The sequence below is a fragment of the Sorangium sp. So ce281 genome (assembly GCF_051527395.1).
Taxonomy (GTDB): domain Bacteria; phylum Myxococcota_A; class Polyangia; order Polyangiales; family Polyangiaceae; genus Sorangium; species Sorangium cellulosum_B.
Map to the genome: position 1 here is coordinate 3905218 of NZ_CP150322.1, position 24917 is coordinate 3930134.

A 24917-nucleotide genomic window follows, 5' to 3' on the forward strand; every position below is an offset into this window, starting at 1 on the left:
ACCCGTCGCGCTCCCGCCGGACGTCCGGCTGAGGGTACCGGGAGCTCCGGTGCCCGATGAGGGAGCCGCGCGAGAGAGGGCGGCAGTGGATGCCCACCCCCGGTCCGTGCTCGGCGCTCCGCGCCTGCGCGCGGCCCGCTCCTCGGGCGAGCTTATGGCCGGGCTGGCCCGCCCCTCAAGCTCAGCGTGGAATCATCGGATCGCCCGTGCCCAGCCGAGGGCGGCGATGTCGAGCGCGATGACCTCACGGCGGTCGTGGCTCACAAATTCGACGGCGGGCCAATCGGCGAATCTCTCCCGAACGTGTGAGGGGACGAGGTGTCCTCCGAGGAGGAGCCGCGCGAGGTGAGAGAGGGATGGGCGCAGGGCGAGGAGATCCTCGAACGGGAACCTCCTGGCGTCATCCGTCGACCAGATCTCAAGCGACTGAAGTCTTTGGATCAGAGGATGTGCTGCGAGTACACGGAGCCCGTCAGGGCGCGTGGGGCGATACCAGAGCCCGAGGTGCTCGAGCGCCGGGAGCTTTCCTGGACCGAGCGGCGCGAGGGCTCCCCGCACGTCATCGTCGCCACGAAATACCGTCAGGTAACGCAGAGCCGGCGCAGGCTGAGCGAGCAACGCCCCGACCATCCGCTCCGGCGCGCCCAGCCCCCGAAGGTCGGCCAGCGCGGCGCCGATGGCCGCGCTGGCCCCGCGGGCGACGAGCGATGCGACCGCCGATGCGCACCCGTACGTGTTGAGCACGTCGAGAAACGGACCGAGCGTGCCGAAGGTCATGAGGCGAAGAGACCGGAGCGAGCGTCCGGCGGGGCTCGCCAGGAGCCGACGTAAGCGGTGCAGACCGGCGACGCCGAGCGAGATGCCGCGGTCGTCCGGCGAGAAGCCGAGCGAGTCGCGGCCGATTTGCTCGAGCTCCGGCCGGAGCTCCTCGTCGATGGTGGCGTCGTCGTCGTAGACCCACCCGACGAGGCCATCGTGACCATCGTCGACGCACGTCAGTGGTTCGCGGAAGTCGGGGATCGGGCCGAAGGTCATCTCCTTCGTCGACTCGAGGAGCTCGCAAGCCATGGCACGCGCATCGTCCCCATCATGACGAAGCCGCTCGACCTGGAACGCGATCAGCGTACCCGTCGGGTCGCCGCGCCGCTCGAGCTGTGCGCCGATCAGCTGAGCTGCGGCGAGCATGTCTTCCTGGGGGGACGCACTCGTGATGGATTGACCGCCAGCGGCGAACCCCTCGGCGCGGAGCTTGGCGAGGCGGTGCTCGAATACGACTTCAGCGATGTGCGCCCTGGAAAAGCTCCGATCGAACGACACCCGGCTACCCCGCCCGACCGGGCGCTCCGTGACGCGGACGCCGTCGATGCGCAACTCGATGTGTTCGTCGCGGCGGTCAAGCCGCAGCACGAGGCTCGCCGGCAGCTTGATGGTGTCGAAGCCACGGTGGAACGCCTTGCGGGAGGTCATCGTCGCCTCGAAAACTGGCCGTTGTCTACGTTCCAAATTCCCAGATTCATGGCACCGTGTGCGTTTGGACGGCTGAGGTGGCTGGTCGGATGGGACGCATAGCCTTGGCTCGCGTTTGTGCCTCCACCAATCACGCGTTCGCTCGGTGGTGGTCGCCCGGCCATCGTCCAGAGTCGGGGAATGAGCTGAGAGCAGTTCGGGCACGCCGGCACAGCGTCGTTCGATCCGGTTTCCGAGCGGATGGTGTCGACCTCGCGGAGCGCGCTGTTGAGATTCCTCTGCCAGTTGGGATCTCCAGGGGCGCACGAGCGGCCGGTCCGGCGTTCCCAGTCTCTGAGGTGTTCAGGGAGGGCTTGCGGCTCGGCGCACCCTTCCGGCGGTCTTGGATCACCTGGCTGTCGAGCGTTCGTCCTCGGTAAGGCCGCTGCGACCGCAGGGTGAATTGATTCCTCGCTGCCTCCGCTGCTCCTCACGACCTGTGTGCCGTTGCGGCGGGTGAGGACACAGCGAAGGCGCCCGTCGACATCCACCCAATCCATCGGGTAGTTGTCGACATACGCATACGGATTGAGGCTCCCCTCGATCCCGATCGGCTCCGGGCTGAGGTACTCCCCGGTCTCCGGGTCGTAGTACCGGTGCCCGTTGTAGTGGAGCCCGGTCTCCTCGTCCGCGTACTGCCCTGGAAGCCTGAGCGGCGTGATCCCCGCCAGCTCCGCCGGCACATCGCCGTAGAGTCCTGCCTCGATCTCCGCCGCGACGCTGCCGTCTCCCTCGAACAGCGCCTCCGGAAACCCGTTCACGCCATGCACGAAGTACCTGAGCGCTCCTGCCGCGCCCTCCCGCTGCGCGAGCGGCAGCACGCTGTCCGGAAGCGTGACGTAGCTCCGCTCTTCCACGACGGGGGACTCCCCGTCGCGCGCACGCTGCGTGCGCTCATGCACCATCACGTCGCTGCGAAAGGCGTACCGGGTCACGCTCTCGACCTGTCCGAGCCGCGCCACGCGCTTTTGTAGTCGTACCGTACGGTGTCTTGCTCCGTCGCGCGCGCCGTCAACTTCCCCCCAGGCGCGTACGTTCGCCGCTCGCCAGCTGGCTCCACCTCTCCCGTCGCGGTGAAGCGGAAGCGCTCCGCGACCTTGCCGTCCTTGCGCCGCTCTACGACGCGGCCGTTCGCATCGCGCAGCAACTCTCCCATCTCACCGCCGAGATCCTCGTCGGCGCGGAGCAGCCCCGCGGGCGACCACGCATATGTCTTACGCCACATCTCGCGCGACGGCAGCGGTCCGACCCACGCGGGCTCACCCGGACGGACGCGCGGCGCCGTGGGTCTGCCGAGCACGCGCTGCCGCTCCATCAACCCCTCTGCGCTGACGTCGGTCGCGATCGTGCCGCCGCCTGGCAAAAGCCGCTCGACCTCGAAGCCGCGCGCATCGTAGGCGAGGCGCAGCGGTGCGCTCTCCCCGCCGATCTGTACGGCCACAGGCCGCCCCCTGACGTCGCGCTGCACGCCAATCTCGCCCCCCGGCCCGCGCACGGAGGTGGCCTTGCCCATGGCGTCGTAGGTCCACGCGAACGCCGCGAGCACGTCGGCGCCCCGCCGCGTCACCTCGGTCATTACCCGCCCCCGCCGGTCGTAGGTGTACTCGCACTCGATGTCGCCGCTGACCGCGCGCTCGATCCGGCCGAGCGGATCGTACTCGAACACGTCCTCGCGCCCGTCGGAGGTGCTCCGCTTCACGAGCCTGCCGAGCGGATCGTACTCCAGGTCGACGCGTTCGAGACCGCACTCCCTCCGGACGATCCTGCCCAGCAGATCGAGCTTGTACCGGATCTCCCGCCCGTCGAAGGTCCGCTCGCCGGTGATGCGCCCCTCGGCGTCGCGCTCGATCCGGTGCTCCTCTCCGGCCTCGTTGACGATGCGCACCAGGTCCTGCTCGCGGTCGTAGCGGTACCGCACCGTGCTCCCGTCGGGCCTCACGAGCTCGGTGACGACGTGGAAGCCGCCCCAGCGCAGCGTGGTCGTGCGCCCGTCGGCGTCGCTGATCCTCGCCAGGTTGCCGTCGGCGTCGAAGTCGTAGCGCGTCACCGCGCCGCCCGGCCCGAACACGGCCGCGAGCCTCCCGCAGGCGTCGTAGGCGAAGCGACGCGGCGGCGGCTCCCCTAGGCGCGTCCCCCCACGCGGCGGTGCACGCCGGCGGGCGTCCCCCCACGCGGCGGTGCATGCCGGCGGGCGTCCCCCCACGCGGCGGTGCACGCCGGCGGGCGTCCCCCCACGCGGCGCCGGCCCCCAGGCCGCGTCGCCGACGGCCGCCTCCGGGATCCGCGAGAGCTCGCCCGAGCGGACCGCGTTTCCAGAGGCATCGACGGCAGACCTCTCCCGGCGCGCGCGATGCGCCGCAGGCCTCCGCCGCTCCTTGGTGCCCCCGCGTCGGCAGACTACCGTCTCGGCATGTCCAGGACCGGGCGGCGCAAGCAGAAACCCACGCCGCGAAAGGGCGCCCCGGAGCTCACGCCGAAGAACGTGGCGCGCATGGAGGTCGACGCCGCGGTCTACCGCCTCGTCAAGCTCCTGAGCCGCTACCCGGACGAGCACCCCGACACGAAGGCCCGCGGCGCCCTGGAAAAGACGCTGCCCGTCCTCGACGCGCTCCGCGCGAGCCACCCGGACCACCCGCAGGTCGCCTGGGTCTCCGGGATGATCCTCCGCAAGCTCGGCCGCCTCGACGACGCCGTGCAGCTCGCCCGCCGGGCGTTCGAGCTCGATCCGACGTTCGCGACCGCCGTGAGCCTCGCCTACACCCTCCGCGAGCGCGGCGAGATCGACGCGGCCCAGGGCGCGTTCGAGGCCGCAGCTCGCCTCGATCCCGAGGACGTCTCGGCCCGCTGCGACCTCGGCGCCATGCTCTGCGAGGCCGGCCGCACCGACGAGGGCCTGCGCCACCTCGAGGCCGTCCTCGAGGCGCAGCCGGCGCACCCGACCGCCTTCCCGATCCACGCCTACCACCGCGCCGCGCGCGACGGCGACGCCTCCGCATATGACAAGCTCGCGGCCTACGCCAGGGCGCACCCGGAGAGCGCCGCCGCGGCGTGGTCGCTCGAGCGCCTGCGCGCCGAGGGGCTCCACCATCCCGCTCCCGTCGCGGTCGTCGAGGGCTTCATCGCGGGCGCCGCCGAGGCGCTCGACCACCTCCACCGCGATCACGATCCGTGGCTCAACCGCTTCGGCGCCCGCGCGCACGGATACCGGCTCCACCCGCCGCTCACCCGGCGAGACATCGAGCGCATCGAGGCGTCGTGCGGCGCACGCATCCCCGCCGACTACGCCGCCTTCCTGACCCGCGTCGGCAGCTCCGGCGCCGGCCCGTACCACGGGCTCCTGCCGCTCGACGGCCCTGGACAGATCGAGAGCCTCACCGGCGAATTCCCCCACACGAGGGCGTACCGGCCCGATCCACGCACGCTGACCGCCCCGCAGCGCGCCGCGCTCCAGTCCGACGAGGTCGTCCGCGGGACCGTCGCGCTCGCGCACATGGGCTGCGGCTACTTCTCCGTGCTCGTGATCCGCGGCCCGCGCGCCGGCAGCGTCTGGGCGGATCTGCGCGCGGCAGGCCTCGGCGTCGTCCCGACTCACGACAGCTTCACCGCGTGGTACCGCGGATGGATCGACGCGCTCTCCAGGGGAGAGCCGGCGCGGATCCCCGTCGAGCCAGGACGGTGCTCGGCGCCCGCGGCGCTCAGCGATTACCTTGCTTCATGGGAGCGGCAGCACGCGCTCCGGCCCGGCTCCCTGGACGAAGCAGGGACGCGACGGGCGCTGCGCGAGATCCACGACGCCGGCGTCGCGATCCAGGCGGCGGCGTCCAGGTACTTCGACGCCGGCGATCCCGTGGACCCCTGTCCCAGCTGCCAGCACATGCTCGATCACTTCCTCCGGAAGGGCATGCTGCAGCCCGCGCAGCTCCGCCCCGGCGTGCCGCCCAGGGCAGCGCGGCGGGCCCCGCCCGAGGCGTAGCCTACCCCCTCGGGTCCGCGCGCCGCCGCCGGGCGCGGCGCGCCTCGCCGCGGACGCTGTCCGCCCCGCTGGCGGGCCCGGGCGGCGGGGCGAAGCCGATCGCCGCGAGATCCTTCTCGCCGATGACGTCGCCCTTGGCCACGAGCGCCGCGCGGAGCAGGACCGCGCCCATCTCGGCGTCGTTGCCGGGCCACGGGTGGTCGAGCACCGCCTGCAGCGCGCGCAGATCCAGGCCGAACGGCCGGCCCCGCAGGCGGACGCCGATGCGCGCGAGGTGATCGAGCGCGAGCGCACGGAGATCCTCGGCGCGCGACGACAGCGAGGGCAGCGCGACGGCCCGGTCGCCGAGCCGGTCCGCGAGCCGCTCGCTCAGCTGACCGGTCGCCGCGAGCGCGTCCACGGTCTGGGGCACCGCCACGACGAGCCCCACGTCGTCCGGCAGCGCCGCGCCGAGGTAGCTCTGCACCTCGGACGGCAAGGCCTGGGCGTCGAGCACGAGCAGCGTGCCCCCCCGCGCCGCCTCGATGGGCGAGCTGTCCGGATCGCGCCACAGCGCGAGCGCGCTCGGCGTCCCCGCGGAGCCCTCGATCGCAGCCGCCTCGTCGCGCGCCGGCGCAGCGGCCCGCGCCTGCGCGAACGCCTGCGCGAACCCCTCGGGGACGGGCGCCGCGCCGTCGACGATCGCCAGCGGGCCGCCCGCGCGCGGCGAGGTCAGGTGGACGACCGCGCCCCACGCCACCGCGTCGATCCCGGGGGCCGTCAGCAGCGTGACCGGGCCGCCGGCCACGCCGAGCCGCTCGAGCTGCTCGAGCGCCGAGCGGGCGGCGGGGCTGTAGGCGGCGGCCCGCGCCGGCCGCGCGAGCAGCGCCGCGATCGCGCGGAACCGCCCCGCGCCCTGCGCCACGGCGCGCTCGAGCCGGCTCACCTCGCGCGCGCGCTCCTCCGCCTCGCGGCGGGCGGCGACCTCGCGGCCGCGCGACCCCGACAGCGTCGCCGAGACCGCGATCACCGCCCCGAGCCGGTCGGCGACCGCGCGCAGGCCGCTCACCTCCTCCAGCGTCATCGGCGACGCGCGCCGGGCCCGCGGGATGGCGAGGGCCCCGATCGGGCCCTCCGCGTCGTTCACCAGGGCGACCACGCCGACGTCGCGCTCCGCGAGCCAGGCGAGCAGCGGGCGCACCTCCGGCCGCCGGACCTCGACGGCCTCGGCGGCCTCGACGCGCAGGACGCGCTCCGGCTCGAGCTGGGCGAGCTCGATGAGGCGCGCCGGCACCTCCGCCGGCTCGGTGTGCTTGTAACCGGCGCGATCGACGGTCACCTGCTCCGGCGGCGAGAGCAGGTAGAGCGCCGGCGGGGCCTGCCCCGCGACGCCGGCGTCCGACGCCTCGCGCAGCGCGGAGAGGGCCGCCTCGAGCGCCGCCTCCGGCTCCGGGTTCATCGCCGCGCGCGTCGCGGCGTCGAAGGCCCCGAGCCAGCGCGCCCCCTCCGGCGCGAACCGGCGCGCGAGCGCCGGCGCCGCGAGCCCCGCGAGCGCGCAGAGCGCGCACGCGCCGAACACGGCGACGCCGACGGAGGACTGCGGCGCGCCGCGGAGCCCGAGATCGCCGCGCGGCGCCTGGTGCACGGCGTAGACCGCGAGCAGCGCCGGCGGGGTCGCGAGCGTCGCGACGGCGAGCGTGCCGCGGAGCGCGCGCGAGACCTGCGCCGCGTCCGCGGCCACGGTGCAGAACGCGACGCAGACCGCCGCGGCGGCGCTCGTGACCGGCAGGATCGACTCGGGGGGCGCGACGCCGACGAAGGCCGCCGCGAGGCCGACCGCCAGCGCGGTCGCCGTGAGCAGCAGCGCGGCCTCGACCCTGTCGGCCACGCCGAGCTCGAGCCGCCGCGCGATGCGGACGCGCGCGATCGCCACGAGCGTCACCGTGAGCGAGCCGAGCGACGCGGCGGAGGTGGCGTAGTGGATGAGCAGCGGATCGAGATCCGCCGCGCGCTCGGGCGCCACCGCGGAGACGGCGGGCAGGGCGACCGCCACGGTCCAGAAGAGCGACGCGAACGCCGCCGCGTCGAGGCGCCGCGTGCTCGGCGGAGGCTCGAGCAGGCCGCCGAGGCCCGCGATGCGCGCGAGCCCGACCAGGGCGGCCATCGCCGCGGCCGCGGCGCCGAGGTTGCCGAGCGCGATCAGCGCGAGCCCGGCGGGGCCGCTCCGCGCGGCGGCGAGCATCGCGGCGCCGGTGAGGCAGACGGCGGCCGCGCCGCGGGCCGCCGGCTCGATCCGGTCCTCTCCCCGCGGCGGCCGCTCTACCCAGCGGAGGCCGAGCGCGAGCAACGCCGGCAGCCCGAGCAGGGCGAGCCACGCGGGCCCGTGGCCGCCGGACGCCCGGAGCGCGGCGAAGGCGGTGTAGGCGACGGCGGCCGCGGCGATCCAGAACGAGCGCCGGCGCAGCATCGCGGCGAGCGTAGCGTCTGGCCACGGGGGCGCCAACGAGGCGGTCTCATCGAGGTGACGACCGCGCCGCCCGCGCCGCTGCCGCGGCCAGACGCTCCTTCGCTACCTCAGGGCGAAAGCGCCGCGATGTAGTCGTAGAGACACTTCTTCTCGTCGGCGCTGAGCTCCGGGCCGAGCGGCATCCGGCTGTCGCACGGCGGGGGGTCCGAGAGCTTCATGTAGAGCAAGCTGGCGTCCGGATCGCCCGGCACGATCACCGTGCCGTTGCCGCCGCAGTCTGACGCCTGGCCCGCGACCCTGGTCTCCCAGCCCGTCGACAGATCGAGGCCCCCCAGGTTCGCTCGCCCATCGTGGCAGCCCGCGGTGGCGCACTTCGCCATCACGAGCGCCTGCGCTTCCGCGCATCCGGTCCCACCGCCGCTGCTCGCGCTGGTGGTCGCAGCGTCGCCGCCGCTGGTGGCCGCAGCGTCGCCGCCGCTGGTGGCCGCAGCGTCGCCGCCGCTGGTGGTCGCAGCGTCGCCGCCGCTGGTGGCCGCAGCGTCGCCGCCGCTGCCGGTGGTCGCCGCGCCGTTGCCCTGGCCGCTCCCACCGCCAGGCCCGTCGCCGCCGGCCAGGTACTGGTCCTTGTCCTCGAGGGTTCCCGCGCAGCTGATGATCAACGCGGCGCCGCTCATCACGGCGGCGGCGAGCGCGGTGCGCCCGCCAAGAAAAGCGATGTACGTCACGTGCTACCTCTCTCTCGCTCAGTAAACGTAGGCTCCGGCGAGCCGCACCCCAAGGTACTGGTCGATCGCCCCGCCGGCCACGTACGGGTCGCCGATCGCGGGTTCGAACGACGAGAAGAACCGCGCGTACTCCAGCAGGAGCCGCGCCTCGACGCCGGTCGTGACGGGCACGAGCACCCCGGCCATCGCGCCGATACCCTGCACGCTCGCCCCCTCGAACCGTTCGTAGACCTGGCCTGACGAGAGCGGGAAGAGGTAGTCGGCGCCGAGCGCCAGCGCGACCGGGCCGACCGGCACCCGCGCGTCGAGGCCGGCCCGGATCAGCGTGTAGGAGACGTTCGGCACCGTACTGGCCAGGGCCTCCGCCGCGTCGACCTCGAAGGTCAGGAGCCGGAGCCCGGCGGAGATGCCGAGCACGGACGACTCGCCGATCGACAGCCGCTCCCGCAGCCCCAGGTTGATGCGCTGGTAGGTCGTGCCGAGCGGGTCGCCGTCGCCCACCGCCGAGTTGAGGCCGAGCGCCATCATGTACCCCGCGGTGATGCCGAGGCCCTTGAGCACCGGGATGTCCGTCGACGCGAGCGGGTACACCTCGCCGGAGATCGACAGCGCGGGCTGACCGAAGACGTCGTAGGGCCGGAGGTTCTGCGTGACCGGATCGGAGTAGTCGAACCAGCGGCCGGCAAACTCGACGCCGGCCTCGATCGAGAAGAGCGCCGAGCGGGGGTCGTGGGGCTTGCGCTTCCCGCCCTTGTCGCCGTCGTCGCCGTCCTTGTCGCCGTCGTCGCTGCTCTTCTCGTCGCCGTCGCCGTCCTTCTCGCCGTCGCCGCCGTCGTCGCCGTCCTTCGGCTTGTCCTCGTCGACCGTGGCCGCCGGCGCGATCTGCGAGAGCGTCGGGCCGAGCAGCTCTTCCAGCGCCTTCCTGCGGTCGTCCCGCGAGCCGCTCAGCGGCACCGCGCTGTCCACCGCGAGGTCGCCGGCGTTCTCGTCGACGTAGACGAGGTAGACCTCTTTCTTCTTCTTCTTGTTCGTCCGCGAGACGCCGTAGATCACCCCCTCCGCCTTCGCGGCCTTGCCCGCCTTGCGGATGCGGTCGATGGCCTTCTTCCGCTGGGCCTTCATCACCAGCGCGTTGCCCACCGGCTTGGTCTGGCCGGCGCTGCGCAGCGACTTCGAGAACGCGTCGTCGTCCACGACCGTCAGCGTCTCCGGGACGAGGGACACGATGTCTTCGCGGATGTCGTCTGCGTTCGGCCCCTCGATGCGGATCGCGATCGACTTCGACCCCTTGGGGGCGGCGAGCGCGATGGGCGAGAGCGCGAACGTCGTGACCGTCGCGGCGGAGAGCCCGAGGAGGATCCTCCCGCAGAGGCTCAAAGAGAGGGACAGCGTTGTGAATCTGGTCGGCTTCCGCGCGGGCCTTTTGCCGGCAGCGGCGTCAAACGAAGCTTGCACGCGCGCGAGCCTACAAGCGATGTCGCGGCTGGATCCAGCGTCTTTCGAGGGGACTGAGCGACATTTCCGATGACGCGCAGTGTAGCTACGAGACTCCGCTACGATCGGACTCGCGGGGCTCGACGAGCCTCGTCTTCCTTGTCCTTGGCGCCTTGACGGGCCCTCGCGATGTGAGGCATGTCGTTGCTCGTGCGCGGCGCCGCGGCGCCGCGACGCCGCGGCGCACCGCATCGCAGGCCAGCGCGTCCCCCAGGGGAGAGGGCAGATGGATCGGTCAAGAGGACGGCACCGCCGCGCGGCGCGCGGCCCCGGCGGCTCTCTCGGGCTCGCGATCGTCGTGGCGGCGGCCGCCGCGTGCTCCGGCGGGCGCGGCGGCGGGGCCGCGGGGGGAGCGGAAGGCGAGGCGCCGCGCTGCGCGGAGATCCGGCCGGGCGCGTCGCCGCTCCGGCGGATGACGCGCTTCGAGTACAATAACACGATCCGCGATCTCCTCGGCGACGACAGCGCGCCGGCCGACGCCTTCGTGGTCGAGGAGGAGGCGCTCGGGTTCAACAACCAGGCGGCGGCGCTCGGGGTCACGCAGCTCCTCGCCGAGCAGCTCATGAAGGCCTCCGAGGCGATCGCGGCGCGGGCCGCGAAGGATCTCGGGAAGCTCCTTCCGGGGTGCGACCCGGCGGTGCAGGGGCCCGACGCGTGCGCCGCGGAGCTCATCGAGCGCCTCGGCAAGCGCGCGTTCCGCCGTCCCCTCGCGCCCGCGGAGAGCGAGCGGCTCGCGCGGCTCTTCGCCTTCGGGAACGACGAGCACGGCTTCTCGACCGGCGTCGAGCTCGTGATCCAGGCGATGCTCCAGTCGCCGCACTTCCTTTACCGCGTCGAGCACGGCATGCCGGATCCGGCCGGCGAGGGCGTGGTGGCGCTCTCGGATCACGAGATCGCCTCGCGGCTCTCGTACCTGCTCTGGAGCTCGATGCCCGACGACGCGCTGTTCGCAGCCGCCGACGCGGGGGAGCTCCGCTCCGCGGCGCAGATCGCCGCGCAGGCCCGCCGCATGCTCGAGGATCCGCGCGCCCGCGCCGCCGTCGCGAACTTCCACGCGCAGTGGCTGCAGCTGTCGAACATCGACACCCTCACCAAGGACCCGGCGGTCTACCCCGGCTTCCACGCCGGGCTCCCGGCGCTCCTCCGGGCGGAGACCGAGGCGTTCCTCGATCACGTCGTGTTCGAGGACGGCGCCGGCGACGTGGCGACCCTGCTGACGGCGCCCTACTCGCTGATGAACGCCGAGCTCCGCGCGTTCTACGGGCTGGGAGCGGCGGGCGGCGCGGGGGCGCCCGGCGAGCTCTCGGTCGTGCCGCTCGACCCAGCGCAGCGCGCCGGCTTCCTCACCCACGCCAGCGTGCTCGCGGTGCTCGCGAAGCCGGATCAGTCCTCGCCCGTCCACCGCGGCAAGTTCGTCCGGGAGCGGCTGCTCTGCCAGATCCTGCCGCCGCCGCCGCCCGACGTGGACATCCAGCCGCCGCCGGTGCGGGAAGGGATCCCGACCCGCCGGCAGTTCGAGCGGCACGCGGAGGACCCGGGCTGCGCCGGTTGCCACCGGCTCATGGATCCGATCGGCTTCGGGTTCGAGCGCTACGACGGGATCGGCCTCTACCGCGAGGTCGACCAGGGCGTGCCGGTGGACGCGAGCGGCGAGATCGTGGGGAGCCGGGATGTCGATGGACCCTTCGACGGGGCGGTGGAGCTCGCGCACCGCCTCGCGGAGAGCGACGAGGTGCGCCAGTGCGTCGCGACGCAGTGGTTCCGCTTCGGCTACGGCCGCGCCGAGCAGGCGGAGGACGAGTGCAGCATGCGCCAGATCCAGGCGGCGTTCGCCGAGAGCGGGTACAACATCAAGGCGCTGCTCGTGGCGCTGACCCAGACGGACGCGTTCCGCTACCGCCGCGCGGCGCCGGACGCAGGGGGTGCGCCGTGAGCGGCGCCGCGCAGCGCCGGGCGTCGAGGGGGCGCCTCGATCGTCGCGCCTTCCTGCGCGGGGCCGGCGGGCTCGCCCTCGCGCTCCCCTTCCTCGACGCCATGGCCGGCTCGGCGAGCGCCGTCGATTTCCCGAAGCGCTTCGTCGTCTTCTTCACCGGCCTCGGTACGGTGAAGGAGGCCTGGCAGCCGGCCGGGACCGAGACGTCGTTCGAGCTCGGAGAGATCCTCGCGCCGCTCTCTCCCTACCGGGACAAGCTGCTCGTCGTCGAGGGCATCGACATGGAGTCCGCCCACCACGGGCCGGGCGACTCTCACCAGCAGGGCATCGGCCAGGCGCTCACGGGGACGGAGCTCCAGGAGGGGACCCTCTTCCCGTACGCCTGCAACCCGGCCGCGCGGGTCGGCTGGGGCGGGGGCGTCTCGGTCGACCAGTTCCTCGCCGCGAGGCTCGGGGATCGCACGAAGCTCTCGTCGCTCGAGCTCGGCGTCCAGGTCCAGTACGCCAACGTCTCGTCGCGCCTCTCGTACCTCGGCCCGGGCCAGCCGGTCCCGCCCGAGGACGATCCGCGCGCGGCGTTCGACCGCCTGTTCCTGGACCTCAGCGCCGATCCGGCGGAGCTCGCGCGGCGGCGCGTCCTGCGCCGCCGGGTGCTCGGCGGCGTCATGGAGGACTACGGCGCCCTCGCGCGCGAGCTGGGGGGCGAGGACCGGCGGAAGCTGGAGCAGCACCTCGACGCGCTGAACGACATCGAGCAGCGGCTCGACGTGCCGGCGCTCCTCGGCGGCGCGTGCGCCCTGCCGGCGCTGGGCGAGCCGCTCGACGTCTACGCGAACGACAACTTCCCCGCGATCGGGCGGCTGCAGACCGACCTGCTCGCGATGGCGCTCGCCTGCGATCTCACGCGGGTCGCGTCCATCCAGTGGAGCGCGACCCAGGCGGGCAAGGTGTTCACGTGGCTCGGCCAGTCGGAGACGCACCACGCGCTCTCGCACTCGAACATCGGCGACGCGGAAAAGCAGCGGCAGCTCGTCGACATCGGGCGCTGGCAGGCGGAGCAGCTCGCGTACCTGCTCGAGAAGCTCGACGCCGTCCAGGAGGGCACGGGCACGCTCCTCGACAACACGCTCGTCCTCTGGTGCACGGACATCTCGGAGGGGCAGAGCCACTCGCGGCGCGACATGCCGTACGTGATCGCGGGGGGCGCCGGCGGGGCGCTCAGGACCGGCAGATTTTTGCGCTATGCCGGAGATCCCCACAACAACCTGCTCGTCGCGCTGTGCAACGCGATGGGCGTGGACGTGTCGACGTTCGGCAACCCCGCCTACTGCACGGGGGCGCTGCCGGGCCTCCTGGCCTAGTTGCGCGCGCCCCCCGCGTGTTTTGGGCTTTTCGTCGCGCGCCGATTTTGGCAAGTACGCCCGCATGGGCGCCCTGCTGTCCTCCGGGAAGCCTCACGGTGCGCGGCGCGCGGCGCGCCTCGCTCTCTGTCTCGCTCACCTCGCGGCGCTCACGGCGGCGGCGTGCGGCTGTCGCAAGCCCGCGGACGTGGGGGCGGCGGGCCCGGCCGACGACGCGGGCGCCGACGCGGCCCCCGCGGCGCTCGCGGCGACCGACGGGCAGGCCGCGCCCGCGGAGCCCTCGGCGCCCGCGTGGCCGCCGAGCGACAAGCCGCTGCTCGGCGTGACGGCCTTCGTGGCGACCGTCTACAAGGAGCCGCGCGACACGTCGAAGAAGCTCGGGTACCTGCGCGTCGGCTCCAGGGTGCCCCGCTCCGCCGAGCCCGCCGGCACCGCGGGCTGTCCGGGCGGCTGGTATGCGATCGAGCCCCACGGCTATCTCTGCGTGGGCGAGGACGCGACGCTCGACCTGAACGACCCGATCCTCAAGGCCGCCGGCCCCGGGCCGAACCTGAGGACCGCGCTCCCGTACCGGTACGCCTTCGTCCGCGCGGTGCTGCCGCTCTACCTGCGCGTCCCCACCGCCGAGGAGCAGCGCAAATCGGAGTTCAAGCTCGACGAGCACCTGTCGTGGTTCGAGGAGAACAAGGCGACCGTGCAGCGGGTCATCCTCGGCGCGAACGACGTGGCGATCGACGCGCGCGGCGTGCCGCTTCCTGGCAAGCAGCTCGGCGAGCTCGGCCTGGGGAAGAACTCGCTCGAGCTCGGCGAGGGCGCGCTGCTCGGCGGGGAAGGGGACGGCGACCCGATCCCGTTCTGGCTCGAGGGCGGCAAGCGCCTCATCCGCAACATCAGCGACTTCAAGGTCCCGGACTACGCGGTCTTCGCCGATCGCGCGCGGCGCTTCACCGGGCTGTCGCTGATCGGATCGTTCGCGACCGGACCGGAGTCGCTGAGCCGGCGGTTCGCGATCACGACGGATCTGCGGCTCGCGCCTGCGACGAAGATCAAGCCCGACACCGGCTCTCCCTGGCACGGGGTCGAGCTGACCGACGCGCTCACGCTGCCGCTCGCCTTCGTCCGCGCGCGGGGCGCTCGCGACGTCCAGATCCAGGGCGGCAAGGCGACGCCGGGCAAGGAGCTGCCGTTCCGGGACATCGTCCCGCTGACCGGCAGGATGCGCCGGATCGAGGGCGTGAAGTACTACCGCACCCGGGATCAGCGGTACGTGAGCCAGCTGGACGTCGGGCTCGCGGTCGCGCCGTCCGCGTGGCCGCAGGTCGCCGAGAAGGGCGAGAAGTGGATCGAGGTGTCGATCACGCACCAGACGCTCGTCCTCTGGGAGGGCAAGCGCCCGATCTACGCCACGCTGGTCTCGACCGGTCAGGCCGGGGTGGCCGATCCCAAGACCACGACCGCGACGGTGCGCGGCGTCTTCCGCATCCGCAACAAGCACATCACGGCGACGATGGACTCGAACGAGTCGTCGAGCGTCGGCGGCCGCGCGGAGACGACCGCCGACGTGCCGTCGGCCTCGCGCGGCGCGAAGCCGGAGAAGGGCGGCACCTCGAAGGAGCGCTCCCCGAAGAAGCCCGGCGCGAGCGCGGCGGCGAAGCCCGCGGCGGGCGAGAAGGTGGCCCCGCGGAGGGGTGACGGGGAGTACGGCGTGACGCGGCGCCGCGGCGAGGGGACCTACGCCCTCCGGGACGTGCCGTACATCCAGTATTTCGCGAGCGGCTACGCGCTCCACACCGCGTACTGGCACGACGTCTTCGGCACGCCGCGCAGCCACGGCTGCATCAACCTGTCGCCCATCGACGCCCACCGGGTGTTCCTGTGGACCGATCCCCCGGTGCCGCCCGGATGGCACGCGATCAACACAGGCGAGGAGCTGGGCGAGGGCACGACGATCATCGTGCATGAATAAATAGGGGAGGCGATCGCCGTCTGGATGAAGGGGAGCGGCGGGCGCTTCAGTGCTTCGGCGCGGTGTGGAGGAGGTCGGTCAGCGCCTCGTCTGCCGAGGCGGCGAGGGCGTCGAGGAGCGCGGCCAGGCGGGCGTGCTGGTCCGGGGTGAAGGGGGGCATGCCGAAGCGCGCGCGCACGCCTGCGAGGCGAAGCACGAGGCCGGCGCCGTCCTGGTAGCCGGCGATCCAGGGGCCGCGGATGAGCTCGTCGCAGATGCGACGGAGCCGCGACTCGAAGGCGGCGCGATCGGCGAGGGCGCCGGCAGGAGAGGGGGCGCGCTGCTGGAAGTGGTGGATCGAGGCCGCGGTCTCGGTCGGGGCGCCGTCGATGGCGTCGAGGCCGGCGCGGAGGTCGTCGAGGAGGGGCGCGAGGCCGGTCCTGCGGACGAGCGCGCCGTCGAGGCACATCTCCCAGAGCACGTGGGCGAAGAGCGCGAGCCGCGGCGCGCCGAGCGAGGCGGCGCGCAACGCGGCGGCGAGGCGGCGTTCGCCCTCGACGAAGACGGGGGCTGCGTGGAACCAGCGGTCGGCGGCGACGTGGTGGTCGATGCCGGCCAGCACCTCGGCGAGGCGGGGCGGCGGGGCGGCGGGGCGATCGGGCGCGCGGGAGGGCCTGACGCGCCGGTCGGCCATGCGCCAGAGGTCCGGGAGCATCGCCGCCGCGCCCGCGGCGGCCGAGCCGAGATCGCGCGTGGCGAGGTGGCGATGAAGCAGGAAGTTCATGCGTTCAGGATGGCGCCGCCGTCCGCGGCGGTCGACGGTGAACCGATGCGGCGCGCGCCCGGCAGCGCGGGGCGGCTGCTCATCTCCATGGCGCGCATGTAGGGGGAGCGGTGCTGTCGAGCTCGCATCTCCTGCCTCCGCTACCCGGCCAGCGGAGAGGGATCCATGCCAGTCGCCCGCCGCGGCCGTCATGGCCCTTGGAGCCGCGCGTTCGGCGGGGCCCCACGCGCGCCCCGCCTCACACATCCCCTCGCCCGCGGCCGCTGCTTCTCTTGCTCGGGGTTCGGCGCAACAGGTAGCCTAGGCAACGATGCAGGCCAGCGACCCGTTCGGCTGGGTGGGGTCGATCATCGACGGCCAGTTCGCCGTCGAGGCGCTGGCGGGCGAGGGAGCGTTCGGCGTCGTCTATCGGGCCCGGCACCTCGGCTTCGATTCGCCGGTCGCGGTCAAATGTCTCAAGATCCCCGCGGGTCTAAGCCCTGACCAGCAGGACGGCTTCCTCGCCAAGTTTCGCGAGGAGGCGCGCCTGCTCCACCAGCTCTCCCGCCGGACGATGGGCATCGTCCAGGCGCTCGACATCGGCGCCGCCGCCGCCCCGCAGGGGCCATGGACGCCGTACATCGTCATGGAGTGGCTGGAGGGCGAGACGCTCGAGCAGGATCTCAAGCGCCGCAGCGCCGAGAAGCTCCCGCCGAGGAGCCTCGGCGACGCGATCCGGCTCCTCGCGCCCGTCGCCTCCGCCCTCGCCGTCGCCCACGACGAGAACGTGTCTCACCGCGACGTCAAGCCGGCCAATCTGTTCCTGCTCGGCGATCGCATGAAGGTGCTCGACTTCGGGCTCGCCAAGGTCTTCTCCGAGACGCCGACGTTCGCAGAGGCGCTCGTCCAGACGGGACGAACGTTCCGCGCCTTCACGCCGCAGTACGGCGCGCCGGAGCAGTTCAGCCCGCGGTTCGGCGCGACGGGGCCGTGGACCGACGTCTATGCGATGGCCCTCATCCTCGTCGAGGTCGCGAGCGGTCAGCCCGCCCTCTCGGGCGGCGACGTCATCCAGCTCTTCGTCGCCTCGAGCGACGAGGCGATCCGGCCGAGCTTCCGCGCCCGCGGGGTGAACGCGAACGCCGACGTCGAGGCGGTGCTCGGCCGCGCGCTCGCGATCAACCCCGCGCAGCGGTTCCACAACCTCGGCGAGATGTGGGCCGCCCTGGAGGCCGCCCACCGCTCCAGCGTCGTCGTCGTGGCGCGCGACACCCTGCGCGCGCCCGCCTTCGGCTCGAGCGACGCGGACGACGACGCGGATGACGGGCTGCTCGACCTCGCCGCCGTCCACCTGCCGCCGCTGCCGCCGCCGCCGGCGCTGTCCGTCCCGCCGCCGTCGCTGCCGCCGTCGTCGACGCCGTGGCGGGCGCCGGACAGCAGCGGGATGAGGGGGAGCGTGAGCTCCGATCGCGGCTCGCCGCGGACCCGTGCCGCGCTGCCGTTCGAGGGCGGTGAGCACCGGGTCTGCACCGTCCTGTTCGCCGATCTGTCCGAGGCGACCGCGCTCTCGTCGCGGCTCGATCCCGAGGACGTCAAGGACGTCGTCGACCGCTGCTATCAGGTGCTCGCGGAGCAGGTCGAGCAGGTGCACGGGATCGTCGAGCGGCCGATCGGCGGGCGCGTCATGGCGGTCTTCGGCGTCCCTCGCTCGACCGACAGCGACGCCGAGCGAGCGATCGTCGCGGCGCTCGGCGCGCAGGCCGCGATCCCGCGCCTCACGCTGCCGCGCGCTGCGCGGTCGGTCCGCCTCTCGGTGCGGTTCGGGATCGCGACGGGGCGGGCCTTCGTCGGCGTCGGGGGCTCGGCGCGGCAAGATCTCGCCGTCATCGGCGACGCGGTCGACGGCGCGGGGCACCTGCAGCAGCTCGCGCCGCGCGGCGCGATCGTGATCGGCCGCGACACCCACCGCCTCGTCCTCGGGCGCTTCCACGTCGAGCCGCTCGACGCGGCCGCGAGCGCCGGCGCGGTCCGGGCGCCGCCGGCGTCGCCAGCGTCGCCGGCGCCGACCGCGCACGGCGCGGCGCCGCCGATCTACCGCGTGCTCGGCGAGGCGCCGCTCCACCACGCGCTCGTGCCGCCCGATTTCCATGGGCTCTCGACGCGCCTCGTCGGGCGCGGCGCGGAGATGCAGCGCCTGTGTGATCTCGTCGAGACCGCCTTCCACGAGCGGCGGCCGCGCCTCATCACGCTGGTCGGCGCGCCCGGCGTGGGACGGACGCGGATGCTCGCAGAGCTCTTCGCGGGCCTCCGCGACGGCGGCGCCGGGGGCGGCGCGCCCTCCTCGGAGCGCGGGTACGCGCTCGCGCCGCCCGGGGGGCTGCTCGTCCTGTCGGCGCAGTGCTCGGCGCTCGCGCAGGACGCGAGCTATGGCCTGGCCGGCGCGCTGCTCCGCCGCTGGTTCGGGATCCACGAGGCCGATCCGGCCCAGGTCATCCTGCGCAAGCTGCGCCGCGGCCTGCGCTGGATCCGGCTGCGCGCCGCGCGCGCCCGCGTCCGCGCCGAGCGGGAGGCCGCCGGCGCGGGGGCCAGGGCCGCCGCGCTCGGGGGCGCGTCGCCCATCGTGACCCGCGCGTCGTCCGTCCCGCTCCGAGGGCCGATCAGCTCGACCGTCAGCGGGCGCAGGGGAGCCGGGGCGGCGCGGTACGAGGACGACGACGAGCTCGATCCGTCCCCCTCGCTGTCGAGGCCGAGCGGGGGGAGCGACCTCGAGGAGATCCTCGCCCGGCTGGCGGCCATCCTGGGCGCGCGGCCTGCGCCCGCCGGGCTCCTCGAGGCCGCGGCGCGCGGCAGCGTGCTGGCGAGGCGCCGGATCGCCTCCGCGCTCGCGCTGCTCGTCGCCTTCGCGCTCGAGCGGACGCCGATGGTGATCGTGTGCGACGACCTGCAGTGGGCCGACGACGCGACGCTCGACCTCGTCGAGGAGCTCGTGGCGAACGCCGAGGGGCTGCCGCTCTGCATGGTGTGCACCGCGCGCCCCGAGCTCTACGAGCGCCGCCCGGACTGGGGCGTCGGGAAGGAAGCGTACGTCCGCGTCGACGCGTCGCCGCTCGCGCGGCGGCACGCGGAGGAGATGATCCGGGATCGGCTCCGCGGCGCCGCCGCGCTCGACCACGAGCTCGTGCGCGCGATCGCCGAGCGCTCCGAGGGCAACCCGCGAACCGTGGAGGAGACCCTCCACCTCCTCGTGGACGCCGGCGTCATCGAGGCCCAGGACGGCGCGTGGCACGTCCGTGACGACGCGCTCGGCGCGCTGAGCCTGCCGCCGGCGGTGCACGGCGTGGTCCAGGCGCGCCTCGACCGCCTGGACGAAGGCGCGCGCGGCCTCCTCGCGCAGGCCGCGGTCGTCGGTCGGACCTTCTGGGAGGGCGCGGTCGAGCGGCTCCGGAACGACGCCCCGCAGGCGCGCTCGCCGATGTCGAGCGAGCGCATCCTCGCGGAGCTCCAGGATCTCGATCCGCCGTTCTCGGTGCGCCACGGGGGGAGCGCGTCCACTGCCGAGCTGCTCGCGCGCCTCTGCGAGCGCCAGCTGATCCGGCTCCGCTCCCCCGCGTCGTTCCCCGGCGAGCGCGAGTACGTGTTCGTGGAGCAGGCCACGTGCGAGGTCGCCTACGAGATGCTGAGCCTCAAGATCCGCCGGCGGATCCACCTGCTCGTCGCCGACTGGATCGAGCACCGCGCGGCGAGCGTGGAGGCGCGCGACGAGGGGGCCGCCCTCCTCGCCCACCACTACGAGCGGGGCGGCGATCTGCGGGCGGCCGCGGCGGCGCACGACCGCGCCGCGGCGCACGCCGCCGCGATGGGCGAGGGCGCCGCGGCGGCGCGCCACGCGGCGCGCGCCCGGGAGCTCCACGACGAGCTCGCGGCCGACGACGCGTAGGGAGGCCGCCGCTACCGCGCCTTGCGGCGCGCGCTCGGCAGCCGGGCGCCGGACATGGCCAGCGCGTGGCGCAGGGCGTCCTCCAGCGCGCCGAAGGTCTCGAGCGTCCGCGCGTCGCTGCCGAGCGTCACGATGGCCTGCGCGACCCCGGGGGAGATGCCGGAGACGAGGCAGCGGCTGCCGAGCAGGCTCGCGGCCCGGGCCACCCTCCAGTCGGCATTCGAGCGCCGTCGCCTTCGTCGATGTTGTCTGCCTGCCACCCGCTGGCGGCGACCTCTCGCATGCTGCGGGCGCCGTGGTAGCGTTGGTCTGTATCGCGGGGGGGTCCTTCTGCGCTGCCTGTCGGCAGGCAGCTCTCGGGCGGTGCGAGGGGGGTGCGATGATCTCGGAGGCGTGCGGGCTCTGCGCTTGGCCAGCGAGCCTCGTTGTCGACGACGTGCAGCGGCACAAGGGGGCGCTCCTGGACATGGCGCTGCAGATGCGTGCGGACGACAAAGAGCCGCTCGCGCGCGTGGCCTTCCGGGGCGCGCTCTACTGGCAGCGCTGGCTCCTGACGAAGGAGCCTGGGCTCCACGAGGAGGCTCGGGTCGTCTCGGGGCTCGAGTTCGCCCGAGAGGCTGGCGACTGGAAGGAGGCCGATATGCTCCTTGCCCACGCCGACAGCTCGAGCGCCCTCGCCGGTCTGCCGTTCGTCGATCACTGGAAGGCGCTCGTCGCGCAGCACTTGCCGGAGCAGGTGAGCGACGAGCACGAGCTCGAGGAGACGTTCCAGGAGTTCCGGCGGCACCCCAGCGAGGAGGCCGCGGAGAGCGTGCGGCGCTGCGCCACGGCCATCGCGCCGCTCGGGTCGCCCGTCCCGGTGCACAGCCTCCTGGCGCGCGTGGCGATGGATCTCGGCCAGACCGAGGCGGCGGAGTTCCACCTCGCCGCGCTCGTCGTCTGCAGGCCGCTCTGGATCCCCTACGTCGTGCAGCTGGCCGAGCACCAGGCGAGGCTCGATCTGCCGCGCGCCCTCCGCACCATCGAGGACGCGCGCCGACTCTTCGGCCCCGACTTCTGGCTCCCTCTTTGAGCGGGGCTCACCCGCTTCGGATACGGGCCCATCTCGGCGTTTTCGGTGCTCAGCGCACGGGAGTGCGCCTGCGCGCCGAAAACGCCGATCTGGACCCGTCTCCTGTGCGGGTGAGCCCCGCTCGGCGACGCATCCGGTGAGAGCGTCAGCTATCGACGGCCTCTCGCCTCAGGTGTTCTCGAGGGTGCGCATCCAGCCGCTGATCCGCGTCCCCGCCGGCTTGGGCCAGCCCATCCGCGCGAAGCGCTCGAGGAGCTGCGGCGTGTGGTCGCCGGTGCGGCTGTCCTTGAAGGCCGCGCGCGCCGCGTCGAGCTCGCGCGCCGCCTCGTGGAAGCGCCCCTCGTGGTACGCGAGCCAGGCGAGCGTCAGGTGCCGGTGCTGCCGGGGCTCCGCCTCCGCGAGCGCCACCGCCTCGCACGCCATCAGGTGCTCGCGAGCGAGCTCCGCCTCCCCGCGGTGGAGCGCGATCTGCGCGAAGAGCAGCCGCGCCTCCACCAGGCCCCACGGATCCCCGAGCCGCTCGAAGAGCCTGCCGGCGGCGAGCGCGTGCTCCTCGGCGAGCTCCGGCGCGCCCGCGTCGAGCGCAACCATCGAGAGGAGGCGCTCGCACCCGGCCTCGCCGCGCGGGTTCGCGACGTCGCGGAAGCTCTGCCGCGCCGCGAGCGCGCCCGAGCGCGCCGCCTCGAAGTTGCCGGCGCGGTGGTCCGAGTGCGACAGCGCGAGGTCGCACTGCGCGAGCCCGAGCCGGTAGCCGATGGCGTCGAAGTCGGCGTGCGCGGTCGTGAGCAGCGCGCGCGCCGCCTCCGAGGTCGCCCCGGCCTGCTCGACCATGCTCTGCAGCAGCAGGCACTGCGCCCGGCCGAGCCGATCGCCGACCTCCGTGAACCGCGACGCCCCGGACGCGAGCACCGCCCGCGCCCGCGCGTGCTCGCCGAGCAGGTAGTCGATCTCGCCGAGCAGCACCTCGCACTGCGCCTGCCCGTGGCCGTGGCCGATCTCGTCGAAGATCGCGTGCGCCCGCGCCACGAGCCGCCGGCCCTGCGCCTCCGCGCCGAGGTCCGACGCGATGTGCCCGAGCAGGCGCAGGCAGTGCGCCTGGTTCTCGCGGTCGCCGGCTTGCTCGAAGATGCGCCGCGCGTCCTCCGCGTCGCGCCGCGCCTCGTCGAGCCTCCCCGCCAGCCGCAGCGCCTCGGCGCGGAAGCGGAGCTGCGTCCCGAGGCGCGTCCCCGTCAGCACGGGCCGCGCGTCCACCCCGCCCCGGAGGCCCGGGCGCGAGTCGCTCCCCCCGGGCAGCTTGCCGTCGAGCACGGCGAGATCGCGGAGCGTCGCCGCGATGTCGCGCGAGCTCTGCCAGTGCGCCGCCACGTGCGCGTGCATGAGCGCCGCGGCCTCGTCGGTGTCGCCGGCGCGCAGGAGGCTGACCACCCGGTGCCGGAGGATGCGGCGGCTCGACGCGGCCGGGTGCGCCCCGAGGGCGTCGGCGGCGGCGCGGAACACGCGGGCCGCGTCCGGCTCGAGGAAGAGCTGCGAGAGGAGGTGCTCCTGGAGCAGCGCGTGCGGCCAGCGCAGGCGATCGCCCACGGCGAGGAGGATCTGGGCGCGCTGCATGGACGCGATCGCCCGGTCCGCCGAGATATCGAGCGAGGTGAGCAGCGCGCGCAGGATCTCGCGCCGGATGTCGCCGCCGAGCGCGGCGGCGGCGCGCGCGCCGGTGCGGAGCTCCTCGGGCAGCGCCGCGAGGCGCTCTTCCCAGAGGTCGGCGGTCGTCGCCGCCTGCACGGCCATCGACGCCCTCGGCACGAAGTACTTGCCCGCGCGGAGCTGGAGGTGCCCGCCGCCCGCCCACGCGTGCAGCAGCTGCAGCGCGAAGAGCGGGTTCCCCTTGCTGCGGGCCGTCGCCGCCTCGGCCGCCGCGTCGTCGAGCGGGAGCGTCTCCCGGAGCAGCGCGTGCGTCTGCGTGGGGTTCAGCGGGGCGACGTCGAGCCGCTCCCCGACGTAGGCCGCGAGCGCCCCCTCGATCCGCCTCGCCGCCACCGGATCGCACTCGACCGCCTCGCTCCTGACGGTCGCCACGACGAGGAGGCCCAGGTTCGGCGCGTCGCGGTGGAGCGTGAGGAGCCCCTCGAACGTGGTCGACGAGGCGTAGTGCAGGTCGTCGAGCCAGAGCAGCACCGGCCTGTCCCGGCCGATCCTCTCCAGCGTCTTGCGGATGATCAGCCAGCGGAGCTCGGGGCGATCCAGGCGGAAGCGCTTCCCCGTCGGGCCGACCGCCTCGCTCCCCGGGGGCGACGGCTTGATCCACTCGGCGGTCGCCGCGACCCACGTCTTGCCGACCTCGTCCTCCGGCGGGACCTCCCAGAGGTTCATCAGCACCTTCTCGACGATCTCGCGCTCGGCCCGCTCCAGCCGGTAGTGCTGGGTCACCGCGCCGAGCACGCCGTCGAGCGGCGCCGCGATGCGCCGGTAGCGCGCGCGGAGCGGCACCATGAGCGCCCGCTCGTGGACCTCCTCGCAGAGCCACTCGGCCAGCCGGCTCTTGCCGACGCCGGCCTCGCCCGCGAGCAGGACGAACCGGTGCATCGCCTTCGGCGCGTCGACCATCTCGGCCACGACCTCCATGAGCCGCCCCCGCTCCCCGGTCCGCGCGACGAACGGGCTCGGCCGGAGCGCGAGCAGCCCGGTGGTCGTCACGGACGGCGGCGGGTCGTCGTCTGGGGGCTCGATGAGCTCGGGCGTGAGCAGCTCCTTGCGGCTCGGGGGAAGACGGCCGCTCGTCAAGAGGGCGATCGGCAGCGGCGTCGCCGTCGCGTTCGCGTTGTTGTGCGGCTCGAACCGCTTCCACACCCGCCGCGCGTCGCCCGCGAAGTCGAAGCGGTGCCAGGGCCGCTTCGCGAGCAGCCGCTTCGCGAACTTCGCGACGTCGCCCGGCACCGCCGATGGGAGCGGCAGGTCCGGGATCGACGCGCTCCGGTGCTGCTGGAGGAGCTCGTCGTTGTTGCCGTCGTAGACCTCGCCGCCGGCGAGCAGGGCGTAGAGGATGCAGCCGAGCGCGTAGAGGTCCGTCGGCGGTCCGACGTGGGGCGCCGCGAAGCGGATCTGCTCGGGCGCCATCCAGCCCGGGGTGCCCGCGCCCCAGCGCACCGTGGGCTCGCTCTCCCTGGAGCCGTCGAGCCGGTGATCGACCCGGTCCTGGATGAGCCAGGCCAGCCCGAGGTCGAGCACGTGCACGAGCGGCGGCTCGCCCCCGTGCTGCAGATCGACGAGGACGTTGGACGGCTTCAGGTCCCCGTGGATCACGCCGCGCGCGTGCGCGTGCGCCAGCGCGCCGAGCACCTGGTCGATGACGCTCCAGATGATCGGCCAGGGCAGCGGGTCCTCGAGCCGCGCGAGGTAGAGCCACTCGTGGAGCGATCGACCTGGGACGGCGTCCATGACGAGGTACGGCGTCCCGTTGGTGAGCGCCCCGAAGTCGCGGGCCTTGACGAGCGCCGGATGGGAGAGCCCGGCGAGCGCCCGGGCTTCCTCCTGGAACCACCAGGCGTCCTCGGGGCGGGCCGCCGCGCCTGGCCGGTCGAGCAGCTTCACGGCCACGCGCTCGTCGATCACGAGATCGCGGCAGAGATAGACGACCCCCATGCCGCCGCGGCCCAGCTCTCGGCGGACCTGATAGCGACCGGCCAGGATCGTGCCCGGTAAAAAGCCTTCTTCCGACATGACGGTGAGCCGCCCGATGATAGCCGTGCCGACCGGGCTCGGTAGACT

16 protein-coding genes are annotated in these 24917 nt (G+C 73.9%); 6 read left to right on the forward strand and 10 right to left on the reverse strand.

The genetic code is table 11. The annotated features are described in order from the left end of the window. Positions 1-192 precede the first annotated feature (192 nt). From WMF27_RS14865 to WMF27_RS14875, 3 genes are read right to left on the reverse strand one after another with little or no spacing between them, the layout of a single operon-like run. Positions 193-1503 carry a hypothetical protein gene (locus WMF27_RS14865; protein ID WP_437768222.1) on the reverse strand — a complete coding sequence of 437 codons (1311 nt, stop codon included), beginning with the start codon at positions 1501-1503 and terminating at the stop codon, positions 193-195. Continuing rightward, complete coding sequence (locus WMF27_RS14870; RefSeq protein WP_437768221.1) at positions 1464-2441, reverse strand: RHS repeat-associated core domain-containing protein; 978 nt, start codon at positions 2439-2441, stop codon at positions 1464-1466. Before WMF27_RS14870 ends, WMF27_RS14865 begins: the two co-directional genes overlap by 40 nt. Beyond that, entirely contained in the window at positions 2438-3574 is a 1137-nt protein-coding gene (locus WMF27_RS14875; RefSeq protein ID WP_437768220.1) for a hypothetical protein, read from the reverse strand. Before WMF27_RS14875 ends, WMF27_RS14870 begins: the two co-directional genes overlap by 4 nt. Before the next feature lie 342 nt (positions 3575-3916). Between WMF27_RS14875 and WMF27_RS14880 the strand changes: the two genes are divergently transcribed. Then, positions 3917-5479 (forward strand): tetratricopeptide repeat protein, encoded by a 1563-nt coding sequence (locus WMF27_RS14880; protein WP_437768219.1) that lies wholly within the window; start codon positions 3917-3919, stop codon positions 5477-5479. A gap of 1 nt (position 5480) precedes the next feature. On the opposite strand, the gene WMF27_RS14885 is transcribed toward WMF27_RS14880, so the two are convergent. The 3 genes from WMF27_RS14885 to WMF27_RS14895 form a co-directional block, all read right to left on the reverse strand. After that, a complete protein-coding gene (locus tag WMF27_RS14885) occupies positions 5481-7925 on the reverse strand; it encodes a hypothetical protein (RefSeq protein WP_437768218.1) in 2445 nt (814 codons plus the stop codon). Between the two features lie 107 nt (positions 7926-8032). After that, a complete protein-coding gene (locus WMF27_RS14890; protein ID WP_437768217.1) occupies positions 8033-8650 on the reverse strand; it encodes a hypothetical protein in 618 nt (205 codons plus the stop codon). An 18-nt stretch (positions 8651-8668) separates the two neighbouring features. Then, a complete protein-coding gene (locus WMF27_RS14895) occupies positions 8669-10027 on the reverse strand; it encodes a hypothetical protein (protein WP_437768216.1) in 1359 nt (452 codons plus the stop codon). Between the two features lie 343 nt (positions 10028-10370). On the opposite strand from WMF27_RS14895, the gene WMF27_RS14900 reads away from it, so the two are divergent. The 3 genes from WMF27_RS14900 (at position 10371) to WMF27_RS14910 (ending at position 15404) form a co-directional block, all read left to right on the forward strand. Beyond that, on the forward strand, positions 10371-12077 hold the full coding sequence (locus tag WMF27_RS14900; protein ID WP_437768215.1) for a DUF1592 domain-containing protein: 1707 nt from the start codon (positions 10371-10373) through the stop codon (positions 12075-12077). Continuing rightward, the gene (locus WMF27_RS14905; RefSeq protein ID WP_437768214.1) at positions 12074-13438 is read left to right on the forward strand and encodes a DUF1552 domain-containing protein; all 1365 of its coding nucleotides are present in this window, start codon (positions 12074-12076) and stop codon (positions 13436-13438) included. Before WMF27_RS14900 ends, WMF27_RS14905 begins: the two co-directional genes overlap by 4 nt. A gap of 64 nt (positions 13439-13502) precedes the next feature. Further along, positions 13503-15404: a L,D-transpeptidase gene (locus tag WMF27_RS14910; RefSeq protein ID WP_437768213.1), complete on the forward strand. Its 1902-nt coding sequence runs from the start codon at positions 13503-13505 to the stop codon at positions 15402-15404. A 46-nt stretch (positions 15405-15450) separates the two neighbouring features. On the opposite strand, the gene WMF27_RS14915 is transcribed toward WMF27_RS14910, so the two are convergent. Then, on the reverse strand, positions 15451-16167 hold the full coding sequence (locus WMF27_RS14915; RefSeq protein WP_437768212.1) for a hypothetical protein: 717 nt from the start codon (positions 16165-16167) through the stop codon (positions 15451-15453). Further along, a complete protein-coding gene (locus tag WMF27_RS14920) occupies positions 16164-16295 on the reverse strand; it encodes a hypothetical protein (RefSeq protein WP_437768211.1) in 132 nt (43 codons plus the stop codon). Before WMF27_RS14920 ends, WMF27_RS14915 begins: the two co-directional genes overlap by 4 nt. Positions 16296-16477: 182 nt before the next feature. Between WMF27_RS14920 and WMF27_RS14925 the strand changes: the two genes are divergently transcribed. Next, positions 16478-20083: a protein kinase domain-containing protein gene (locus WMF27_RS14925; protein WP_437768210.1), complete on the forward strand. Its 3606-nt coding sequence runs from the start codon at positions 16478-16480 to the stop codon at positions 20081-20083. 11 nt (positions 20084-20094) lie between these two features. Here the strand turns inward: WMF27_RS14925 and WMF27_RS14930 are convergent, their stop codons facing one another. Next, positions 20095-20289: a hypothetical protein gene (locus tag WMF27_RS14930; protein WP_437768209.1), complete on the reverse strand. Its 195-nt coding sequence runs from the start codon at positions 20287-20289 to the stop codon at positions 20095-20097. A 173-nt stretch (positions 20290-20462) separates the two neighbouring features. Here WMF27_RS14930 and WMF27_RS14935 point away from each other — a divergent pair, with 173 nt between their 5' ends. After that, positions 20463-21155 (forward strand): hypothetical protein, encoded by a 693-nt coding sequence (locus WMF27_RS14935; protein ID WP_437768208.1) that lies wholly within the window; start codon positions 20463-20465, stop codon positions 21153-21155. 168 nt (positions 21156-21323) lie between these two features. Here WMF27_RS14935 and WMF27_RS14940 read toward each other — a convergent pair whose 3' ends face one another. Next, entirely contained in the window at positions 21324-24869 is a 3546-nt protein-coding gene (locus WMF27_RS14940; RefSeq protein WP_437768207.1) for a protein kinase domain-containing protein, read from the reverse strand. Positions 24870-24917 lie beyond the last annotated feature (48 nt).

Excerpts from the sequence above, each read along its gene's own strand:
- WMF27_RS14925 (WP_437768210.1), top strand. The coding sequence starts at position 16,478 with ATGCAGGCCAGCGACCCGTTCGGCTGGGTGGGGTCGATCATCGACGGC.
- WMF27_RS14935 (WP_437768208.1), top strand. The coding sequence starts at position 20,463 with ATGATCTCGGAGGCGTGCGGGCTCTGCGCTTGGCCAGCGAGCCTCGTT.
- WMF27_RS14910 (WP_437768213.1), top strand. The coding sequence starts at position 13,503 with ATGGGCGCCCTGCTGTCCTCCGGGAAGCCTCACGGTGCGCGGCGCGCG.
- WMF27_RS14880 (WP_437768219.1), top strand. The coding sequence starts at position 3,917 with ATGTCCAGGACCGGGCGGCGCAAGCAGAAACCCACGCCGCGAAAGGGC.
- WMF27_RS14885 (WP_437768218.1), bottom strand. The coding sequence starts at position 7,925 with ATGCTGCGCCGGCGCTCGTTCTGGATCGCCGCGGCCGCCGTCGCCTAC.
- WMF27_RS14920 (WP_437768211.1), bottom strand. The coding sequence starts at position 16,295 with ATGCGAGCTCGACAGCACCGCTCCCCCTACATGCGCGCCATGGAGATG.
- WMF27_RS14940 (WP_437768207.1), bottom strand. The coding sequence starts at position 24,869 with ATGTCGGAAGAAGGCTTTTTACCGGGCACGATCCTGGCCGGTCGCTAT.
- WMF27_RS14915 (WP_437768212.1), bottom strand. The coding sequence starts at position 16,167 with ATGAACTTCCTGCTTCATCGCCACCTCGCCACGCGCGATCTCGGCTCG.
- WMF27_RS14900 (WP_437768215.1), top strand. The coding sequence starts at position 10,371 with ATGGATCGGTCAAGAGGACGGCACCGCCGCGCGGCGCGCGGCCCCGGC.